Origin of the sequence: Bradyrhizobium sp. (assembly GCF_019244115.1) — a bacterium.
In the GTDB taxonomy this organism is placed as follows: Bacteria; Pseudomonadota; Alphaproteobacteria; order Rhizobiales; family Xanthobacteraceae; genus Bradyrhizobium.
The window spans coordinates 1-7,253 of the sequence record NZ_JAFATE010000578.1; the positions used below are offsets into that span (position 1 = coordinate 1).

The 7,253-nt window shown below is 64.9% G+C and carries 5 protein-coding genes; 2 read left to right on the top strand and 3 right to left on the bottom strand.

Annotation, left to right across the window (positions count from 1 at the left end; translation table 11 throughout):
* Window positions 1-241 precede the first annotated feature (241 nt).
* Window positions 242-637, bottom strand: a complete 396-nt coding sequence (locus JOZ76_RS25560; protein WP_291703363.1) for a GFA family protein — start codon at window positions 635-637, stop codon at window positions 242-244.
* Window positions 638-875: 238 nt separating this feature from the next.
* Between JOZ76_RS25560 and JOZ76_RS25565 the strand changes: the two genes are divergently transcribed.
* Entirely contained in the window at window positions 876-3,269 is a 2,394-nt protein-coding gene (locus JOZ76_RS25565; RefSeq protein WP_291703365.1) for a membrane-bound PQQ-dependent dehydrogenase, glucose/quinate/shikimate family, read from the top strand.
* 26 nt (window positions 3,270-3,295) lie between these two features.
* Here the strand turns inward: JOZ76_RS25565 and JOZ76_RS25570 are convergent, their stop codons facing one another.
* Window positions 3,296-3,565: a DUF3551 domain-containing protein gene (locus JOZ76_RS25570; RefSeq protein ID WP_291703367.1), complete on the bottom strand. Its 270-nt coding sequence runs from the start codon at window positions 3,563-3,565 to the stop codon at window positions 3,296-3,298.
* Between the two features lie 168 nt (window positions 3,566-3,733).
* A complete protein-coding gene (locus tag JOZ76_RS25575; protein ID WP_441300092.1) occupies window positions 3,734-5,335 on the bottom strand; it encodes an alpha-amylase family glycosyl hydrolase in 1,602 nt (533 codons plus the stop codon).
* Window positions 5,336-5,473: 138 nt separating this feature from the next.
* Between JOZ76_RS25575 and JOZ76_RS25580 the strand changes: the two genes are divergently transcribed.
* The gene (locus JOZ76_RS25580; RefSeq protein ID WP_291703371.1) at window positions 5,474-7,063 is read left to right on the top strand and encodes an alpha-amylase family glycosyl hydrolase; all 1,590 of its coding nucleotides are present in this window, start codon (window positions 5,474-5,476) and stop codon (window positions 7,061-7,063) included.
* The last annotated feature ends 190 nt before the right edge of the window (window positions 7,064-7,253 follow it).

Consider the following 7,253-nt stretch of genomic DNA (forward strand, 5'->3'; position numbering starts at 1 on the left):
CGGTTGAGGAACGCGGCCATCATGGCAGGCGCAGATGAACCTCGCATGAAAGCCGGTCTTAACCTTTGTTAGTTCTCCCCGCTGCGCAAGGACGGCCCCGGACCGGACGGCCGACGGCCCACTTGGTCGAGGCGGCCATGATGCCAAACGCAACCATGAAGAAACGCCGCCATCCCCATTGCATGACGAGACGCCCACCCATCAGCGGCACCGGGAGCGTTCGCATTGAACTCATCGCGCGCTATTCCTCGACCAGCAAGCCGTCGCCATGGACGTACCAGTCCGCGCGCGAGGCCCAATGCATGTGGCGGTCCGGCGCGGCGCCGAGCGGCGCGTCGAACCCGCCGGCCGGAATGATCGCCTCGCGCCCGCTCCGCGTCAGATGCGGCATCGGACAGCCGCAGTTCTTGCAGAACGCGGTCGCAAAGCTTCGCGCGGTCGGCAGGTCGAAGCGCACCACCGAGGTCTCGCCGCGCAGCCATCGCAGCGCCGCGGCCTTGACGATCACCTCACAGGAATGCGCGGTCCCACTCGCCTTCCGGCACCGCGAGCAGTGGCAGTTCAAAAAAGCATCGAAGGGCCGCTCGACCTCGAACGCAACCTTGCCACATAGGCAGCTTCCCCTGACCGCCGTCATGTCTCCTCCTGCCGCGCTGAAATGTCCGACCGCGAGCTTTGGATCGTGGCCTTCATGGCATCGCCCACGATTGCGGAGCTCCTATCACAACCCTGCGATAGCGCAATGAGTCACATCATGGCTGGGCCTCGCGCAACCATGCCGTACGCTGCACGCGAGGGAACCTCGGTGTCGGCGGAATGTTCTCTGCTCTGCACGTCCGAGGTGCCACATCGATCGAGAATTGGAGGCGAGCGTCATGGCCGTAGCACCCGAAATGCGCCGCAGCGTCTTGGTCATGCTCACCGCGGTCGTGGTCGCCATCATGGGCATCGCGCTCGCTGCCGGCGGCGTCTGGCTGGTTTCGCTGAGCGGCTCGCCTTACTACCTGATCGCCGGCATCGCGCTGCTCGTCACGGCATGGCTGCTGGCCGTTCGACGGGCGGAAGCGCTCTGGCTGTACTCCGCGCTGCTGCTCGCCACGATGGGCTGGGCGATCTGGGAAGTCGGGCTCGACTTCTGGTCGCTGGCGCCGCGCGGCGACGTGCTCGTGCCGCTCGGAATCTGGCTGCTGTTTCCGTTCATCGCAGCACGTCTCTCGCCGGGTTGGCGCATCGCGCGGTGGGCACTCGTCGCCGTGCTCGCGGTCGCGGTCGTGGTGCTCGGGGTGTCCCTCAGCGCCGATCGGTTCGATCTCGCCGGTATATTGCCGGCGGCGAGCGCAAGCGCCGATGCCGTGGACCGCGCGGCTGCCGCGCCCGTCAAGGTCGACTGGACCGCTTACGGCGGCAACGGGTTTGGTCAGCGCTATTCGGATCTCCGCGAGATCACCAAGGACAATGTCAAGGACCTGAAGCTGGCCTGGCAGTTCGAGACCGGCGACCGCAAGGGGCCTGACGATCCCGACGAGTTCACCAACGAGGCGACGCCACTGAAGATCGGCGCTCTGCTCTACACCTGTTCGCCGCACCAGATCGTGTTCGCGCTGGAAGCTGCGACCGGCAAGCTGCGCTGGAAATTCGATCCGCAGATCGAGCACAACAAGAACTTTCAGCACATGACCTGCCGTGGCGTCGCCTATCACGAGACCGCGCCGGGGGCCACCACGGCCGACGGCGCGCCGGCGCCGGGCGAATGTCCAAGACGGCTGTTCCTGCCGACCGATGACGGCCGGATGTTCGCGCTCGACGCCGACACCGGCAAGCCCTGCGAGGGCTTTGGCAATCAGGGCCAGATCGATCTCAAGGAAGGCAACGAGATCAAGACGCTTGGTTTCTATGAGGGGACTTCGCCGCCTGTTACGACCGACAAGATCCTGATCGTGGCCGGCGCGGTGATCGACAATTATTCCGATCGCGTGCCGTCGGGCGCGATCCGCGGCTTCGACATCTATTCCGGCCGGCTGATCTGGGCCTTCGATGCGGGCAACGGCGATCCCAACGAGATGCCGTCGGCGACGCATCATTTCACCGCAGGCTCGCCGAATGCGTGGTCGGTCGCCTCCGTCGACGAGAAGCTTGGCCTGGTCTACGAGCCGCTCGGCTCGAGCTCGCCGGATATCTGGGCCGGCAACCGCAGCGCGGACAAGGAGCGCTACGATTCCGCGCTGGTCGCCCTCGACATCGCGACCGGCAAGCTGCGCTGGTTTTTTCAGAACGTGCATCACGACCTCTGGGACATGGACATGCCGTCGCAGCCAAGTCTCGTGGACCTGCGCGGCGCGCAGGGCGTGGTGCCGGCGATCTATATCCCTGCGAAGACCGGCAACATTTTTGTGCTCGACCGGCGCGATGGCCATCTCTTGGTGCCGGCGCCGGAGCAGCCGGTGCCGCAGGGCGCGGCGCCCGGTGACCGGACCGCGCCGACCCAGCCGTTTTCGGATCTGTCGTTCCGTCCCAAGGAGATGCTGAGCGAGGCCCAGATGTGGGGCAGCACGATGTTCGACCAGCTGATCTGCCGCGTCAAATTCAGGCGGCTACGCTATCAGGGGCCGTTCACGCCGCCCTCCAAACAGGGCACGCTGGTCTATCCCGGCGATTTCGGCATGTTCGAATGGGGCGGCATCGCCGTCGATCCGGTGCGGCAGATCGCGATCGCCAATCCGCAATCGATCCCGTTCATCTCGCGCCTCGTGCCGCGCGGCGCGGACAATCCCGCAGCCCCCAACGCCGCGCACCCGCCGGGCACGGAGCTCGGCGTGCAGCCGATGTATGGCACGCCCTACGGCGTCGACCTCGGCATCTTTCTGTCGCCGCTGAAAATCCCCTGTATGGCGCCGCCATGGGGCTCGATCGCCGCGCTCGATCTGAAGACGAACAAGATCGTCTGGCAGCATCGCGTCGGCACGATCCGCGATGAGGCGCCGCTGCCGCTTCCCTTCAGGCTCGGCGTTCCCATGCTGGGCGGGCCGATGGTCACCGCAGGCGGCGTCGCCTTTCTCACGGGAACCATGGATGACTATATCCGCGCCTTCGACGTGGACGATGGCAAGCTGCTCTGGGAAGATCGCCTTCCGGCCGGCGGCCAGTCGACCCCAATGACCTATGAGGCCGGCGGCAAGCAATATGTCGTCACCATCGATGGCGGACACGGCTCCTTCGGGACCAAACTGGGCGACTATGTCCGCGCCTATGCATTGCCCGGAAAGAGCTAGCCCCCGTGGTGCTCACGCCGCGCCACTCAATATGGCCGATAGCCGTAGTGATGATAGCTCCGATACCCGCCTTGCCGCTGGCGCGCAAAAGCGTGCATCGGATTGATTCCGCAATAGGCATCGGTGCCGGACGCGGTGGCCATGCACTGCTGGTAGGTCGAGAATTGGCAGTTTCCGGGATACCCCCATGTCCGCCCTTGCAGGCAGTATCGGTCCTGGATCTGTGCTGCGGACGGAGTGCTCGTCAGCGTCGCGACGGACAGCGCGAGCAGGAGAGTAGCAGCGAGGCGACGCATGGTCATTCCTCCATGAAAAGGTGGGACGGCAAGCGAGACGCTCACGAGTTTGATGTGTCGTCTGCGTTGATAGGGTCAAGGGCAATGAGTGGCCCCGCCGTTCGTTCCACGGGGCGGGCCGGCAATCCGAGGTGCGATGCCCGCGTCGCATCCGAGCGGCCGAACGGGTCAACCGGTGCGAGGCGTCAGGATCATCACGCCCTCATTGCCGCGCAGGTCGAGCGATCCGGCGATCTTCTCGCCCGTGCGATCCATAACGGTGGACAGCAGGAGTTCGCCCTTAAGTCCGATTTCCGCGGAGACGAGCTCGACGGGATCATCTCCAAAATTCAGCACCACCAGGACGGAATTGGATTCGCCGGCACGCCGGTAGATCAGGAGATCCTCTTTCGCGGCGATCGGCTGATAGCTGCCGGAGATCAGCGCCTGATGTTGCCTTCGCAAACCGATCAGCGCCTTGTACAAATTGAGGATCGAGGCCGGATCGGCGTCGAGATTGCGGACGTTCTCGCGGGCGAAATCGTCGGCGAGCGGCAGCCACGGCACGCCATTCGAGAAACCGGCATTCGGGCCCGCATCCCATTGCATCGGCGTGCGGCAGCCATCGCGGCCGACACCGAGGCCCGGGACGTTCTTCTCGAAGGGATCGCGGACCTGACCGGGCGCGATCGCGACCTGACGCATGCCGATTTCGTCGCCATAATAGAGCGTCGGCGTGCCGCGCAAACTGAGCAGCAGCATCGCCGCGACCCGCGCCTGCTCCGGCCCGACGCGGCTCGCGATCCGCGGGCGATCGTGATTGCCCAGGACCCAGTTCGGCCAGGCGCCAGGGGGCAGCGCCTCTTCATATTCGGCAATGATGCTCTCGATGCTCCTCGCATTCCAGGGTGCCGACAGCAGGGCAAAGTTGAACGGCAGATGCGCGCCGAGCAGGTTCTTGCCGTAATAGGCAACCAACCGCTCAATGGGCAAATAGATCTCGCCGATCAACACGCGCTGATCGAACTCGTCGATGACGCGGCGCATCCCGGCGATCACGTCGTGAACTTCGTCCTGGTCGGTCGTATGAAGCGGCAGGAGAGCTTCATTCGGCGGATGGCCCGGACGATGGTTCGGGTTCGCCGGATTGTCGCGGAACTGCGCATCCTTGATCAGGTGCCAGATGACGTCGACACGAAAGCCGTCCACACCCCTGCGGAGCCAGAACCGCATCACGTCGTGCATCGCGTGGCGAACCTGCGGATTGCGCCAGTTCAGGTCCGGCTGCTGCGACAAGAAGGCATGATAGTAGTACTGTCCGGTCGCAGCGTCATGTTGCCACGCGCTGCCGCCGAACTCCGACAACCAGTTGTTCGGCGGCCCGCCGTCCGGCGCGCCATCGCGCCAGATGTACCAGTCGCGCCGAAAATTGTCGCGCGAGCTTCGGCTCTCGAGGAACCAGGGATGCCGGTCAGAGGTGTGGTTCGGCACTAGGTCGAGGATCAGCTTCAGTCCGCTCGCGTGCGCGGCGGTGATCAAGGCATCGAAATCCGCCATCGTGCCGAACACCGGATCGATGCCGGTGTAGTCCGAGATGTCGTAGCCGAAATCGGCCATCGGCGAGGGAAAGATCGGGGACAGCCACACCGCGTCGACGCCGAGTTGCCTGAGATACGGCAGTCGCGCGATGAGGCCCGGCAGGTCGCCGACGCCATCGGCATTGGAGTCCTGATAGGACCGCGGATAGACCTGATAGAAGATGCCGCCCTGCCACCACAGCGTCGCATTCATTGCCATTTCCCAGCATGTCCCTTGGGCGCGCTGGGCGGGACCCTGCCCTTCGCCCCTGCGGGCGCCGACCACGGTCCCAGGCTGCTCTAGGAACATTCGGGACCGGCAAAGGTTGCGTCGATGAAGGGAGCGCAGTACGTGGGACTTGACCGGGGCGATGGCTGGTGGCGGCGGGCGGTCATCTACGAGCTCGCCGTGGTTTCCTTCCAGGACTCCGATGGCGACGGCAAGGGCGACCTGGCCGGACTTCTGCAGCGCATCGATTATCTGACATGGCTGGGCGTCGACGCGGTGTGGCTGACGCCGATCTACCCGAGCCCCATGGGCGATTTCGGCTACGACATCGCCGATTTCCGCGCGGTTGACCCGACCTTCGGCACGCTCGCGGATTTCGATCGCGTGTTGCATGCCCTCCACGATGCGGGCATCCGCCTGATTCTCGATTTCGTGCCTAATCATACGTCGAGCGAGCATCCCTGGTTCGTCGAGAGCAGTTTGTCGCGGACTGGCGACAAGGCCGACTGGTATCTCTGGGCCGATGGCGCCGCCAATGGCGGGCCGCCGAACAACTGGCTGAGCCGGTTCGGCGGCACCGCATGGGAGTGGAGCGAGGCGCGGCGGCAGTTCTACTGTCATACCTTCCTGACGCAGCAGCCGGACCTGAACTGGCGCAATCCGCGCCTGCAAGAAGCGCTTGCGGACGTGATGCGCTTCTGGCTCGACCGCGGCGTCGACGGTTTCCGCGTCGATGCCAGCGCGGTACTGATCAAGGATGATCTGCTGCGCGACAATCCGCCCAATCCGGACGCGGGCAAGGAGACGCCGCCGCCGCAACGCTTTACCCCTGTGTTCACCGACGATCGGCCGGAGACGATGGGTTGCATCGAGATGCTCCGCGAGGTGCTCGATGAGTATGACGGACGCGTGCTGTGCGGCGAGGTGCAGGGCAAGACCGACCGCATCGGTCATTTCTACGGCTCGGACAAGCCGCGCCTGCACCTGCCGCTCAATTTTGCGCTGCTCGATTCGCAATGGGATGCGCTGTCGCTGCAGGCGACCATCGATGCCTATTTCAATGCGCTGCCCAAAGGAGCCTGGCCGGACTGGGTGATCGGCGGACACGACAAACAACGGGTCGCGAGCAGGATCGGCCCGGCCCAGGCGCGCGTGCTCGCGATGCTGCTGCTGACAGTTAGGGGAACGCCGTTCCTGTACATGGGCGACGAACTCGGCAAGCAACGCTCTCCCCTGCCCCGGGAGAGCGTGCAGGATCCTTTCGAAAAACTGGTGCCGGGTTTTGGCCTTGGCCGGGATCCGGAGCGCACGCCCATGCGCTGGGACGGCAGCGAGGGCGGCGGCTTCACCGCCGGAAAGCCCTGGCTGCCGATGCAGGATCACCGGTCCTGCAATGTGGAGCAGCAGCAGCGCGACGAGCGCTCGCTGCTGCAGCTTTATCGGCAATTGATCGAACTCAGGCGAAAGCACCCCTGTCTGGTCGACGGCGACTACCAGCCCCGTCGCGCCCGCAACGATGTGTTGTGTTATCGGCGCTGCCAAGGCCAGACCCGGATGTCGGTCGGCCTGAACATCGCGAACGAGCCGCGGCAATGGGCCTGCGGCGAGGGCATCCGGCTGATCTCGACGCATCTGGATCGCGCCGTTGAGCAGGTCGAGGGCCCGATCCTGCTGCGCGCGAATGAGGGGATTGTCGTGATCGAGGCACTGTAGTCTCCGGCGGGGCGAGCATCGCGGGGGCGTCGCCGCGCTAGGAACGATCGTGCGCCGCCGCGGTTGAGCGCTCGACGGGAGCAGGCAAATCCAAGGAAGCACAAATGGCCACCAACACCGCACGCGATACCTTCATCGTCGGCCTGCGCAACGCGCACGCCATGGAGATCCAGGCCAGGGAACTGATGGA